The 2,494-nt window shown below is 38.5% G+C and carries 3 pseudogenes; 2 read left to right on the top strand and 1 reads right to left on the bottom strand.

Annotated elements, in window-relative coordinates:
- Positions 1-55: 55 nt before the first annotated feature.
- Both rppB and ACM0OY_RS40085 read left to right on the top strand, forming a co-directional pair.
- Positions 56-1,222: pseudogene (gene rppB / locus ACM0OY_RS40090) on the top strand (two-component system sensor histidine kinase RppB); the annotation flags it as partial.
- 176 nt (positions 1,223-1,398) lie between these two features.
- Positions 1,399-1,500 (top strand): annotated as a pseudogene (locus ACM0OY_RS40085) (transposase); the annotation flags it as partial.
- Here the strand turns inward: ACM0OY_RS40085 and ACM0OY_RS40080 are convergent.
- Positions 1,497-1,617, bottom strand: a pseudogene (locus ACM0OY_RS40080) (winged helix-turn-helix domain-containing protein); the annotation flags it as partial. The pseudogenes ACM0OY_RS40085 and ACM0OY_RS40080 overlap by 4 nt on opposite strands.
- Positions 1,618-2,494 lie beyond the last annotated feature (877 nt).

The following is a 2,494-nucleotide window of genomic DNA, read 5'->3' as shown; positions in this document are numbered from 1 at the left end:
GACATTTTCAGATCTGTTTTAATTTTTATTAGTAAATAAGATGCGGCCGCCCTGATGTAGAATTGGAGCCAGTTGTACTCAACAGCAGTCAGATACTAAACGCCATTTTCTTGGTGTAGTTAATAAAGATCACTACTATGTGCGTTTTTTTGATATTTCAGGACGCTTGATTGCTACTACTGGCAATTATCCAGAAGGACTGTCTACTGTCTTCAGGAATGAAAAATGGTTATTTCTCAAAGACAACAAAGGCAATGATTATCATCAAAATTCTTTAATGCTACACACCCAAGATCATCGGGATTGGGGCTATATGCAAGTGGGGCGAAGTCTTGAAGAATTTAATCGTTATCTGGATAGTGTGAAATTAAGTTTAGGTTTGGGATTGCCGATCGCAATGGGTATGGTTGCAGTTGCTAGTTGGTGGCTATCAGGATTAGCTATGCAGCCAATTTATCAATCTTATCGACAAATTCAACAGTTTACAGCAGATGTTGCACACGAATTGCGAACGCCTTTGGCTGCAACAGGCGCAACGGTGGAATCAGCGCTTTTAATGTCGGAACTGGACGAAGAAGAAACGCGGGACATTCTGCGAACTATCCACCGTCAGAATCAGCGACTTATTACTTTGGTTGTAGATTTATTATTATTGGCTCGTTTAGATAGGCAACACTTGCCAGTACAACTAGAACAATGTTGTCTAAATGATATTGTCAGCGATTTAGTCGAGGAATTTGAAGCAATGGCAGCCGCGGCAGGCGTAATGCTGCAATCTAGCATCAAGGTAAATAAGCCAGTAAATATTGTCGGTGATAACGACCAGCTTTATCGTTTGGTTTCTAATTTAATTGTCAATGCAATTCAGTATACACCCAAAGGAGGGGAGGTTACGGTTTGCCTCGGTTGTAGTGACCATCATGCTGTGATTCGGGTTCATGATACGGGTATTGGTATCCCAGAAAAAGAACTAACTCGAATTTACGATCGCTTTTATCGCGTGAATAGCGATCGCTCTCGTAGCACTGGTGGTTCTGGATTAGGATTGGCGATCGCCTCTGCAATTGTTCAGGTACACCAGGGTAGTTTGAATGTGCAAAGTGAATTACGTAAAGGTACTACTTTTACCATCGAACTACCGTTTAATGTTATCCGCCTAAACAGCGATCGCTCTTTTTCGCCATTTAAATGGCTGTTTCGCCGCTTACACCAATCTAAATAGAAGATTTCGTATTTAACCTATAGGTTTTCTATTTTTTGTTATTACCCCTAGAGCGTAGTCATTTTTTGCTGTGTAGTGTGAATTATAGGCTATTTATAAAGTAAATCTAAAAGCCACGAGAAAGGAGTTAAAGCAAAGGTAAATACACCAGAAGAAGTATATTTACATAGTTGCTTATGGTGCGAAACTCTTACCCCACAGACTTAACTGATATGGAGTGGGAAATCCTAGCCCTCTTGATTTCAACAGCTAAATCAGGAGGACATGCGCGCGCAACTTCTGGATGGTTGGGGTTGAATTCAACCTTTGTCCGCTTTTCTAGAGATATGCACATCTACCACACGGGTGTCTGCATGAAGTTCTGGTACAAAACCCCACAATTTCTGTAATATTTCTCAACGGGAAAAAATATTGACGTACAGTCACTATTAAAAAGCGATCGCTTATAAAAGCATCTGCACGAAAAAAAATTGTATCGAAAAAGATAAATTCTTCAGCAAGGGACTCGTATTTTCCATCGATTTGGTGTACCTTGTTATTTCTGTGCAAATTATTTATACCCCACATTCCGCACTTCAAAATGTAGTATAAATACTTACGCAATCATTACCGATTACAAGTAAATAATAAGACACAGAAATGTTTAGTAAACCCGCAGAAATAAACCTGTGTGACGAAGACGGTGAGGCTAAAGAGCTGAGAAGAAATTGATTTCAAGCTTTGTATAAAACTAAATATACATTGGTTAAATCCAAGTGAGACAATCAAAAAAACTCAAAAATATTTGAGGGTAAAATTAGAAGTAACTAATACTTTGGATGTACCAATTGATGGAGTTGTTAGTGATGGGCAACAATCAATTCGCAAAGCTGTTGGGTTAGCATTACCTATTATTAAATTTAGGAGTATTCAAACACTTCAATTTCAGTCCAAATTTAGAACTTTTGTACTCAGATATGATTCAAAGCGGTCATGATATGGTTTAAAACTATATTTTTATCTATATTTGAGTAAATGCTGATATTTGTTTATTGCGATCGCTCTGTTTGTAAGAAAGGCGATCGCCAAAATGGCTTTTACCAAATAAAAATGATAATCACGTAGAAGGGGGTAGTTGCGCGTCGCGCAACTACCCCCTTCTCTCCTCTAGACGATAATCATTACCAAATAAATTACCCATATATGAAAACTGAAGTATATATTGGCAACCTAGTTTGTGTGACTTAAAGGAAAAGATTGCCGGAAATTAAAGGATAAGCTTGCCGAACCCTG

The organism is Nostoc sp. CCY 9925 (assembly GCF_963920935.1).
Classification (GTDB): Bacteria; Cyanobacteriota; Cyanobacteriia; order Cyanobacteriales; family Nostocaceae; genus Nostoc.
This window is presented reverse-complemented; position numbering and strand designations above follow the sequence as displayed.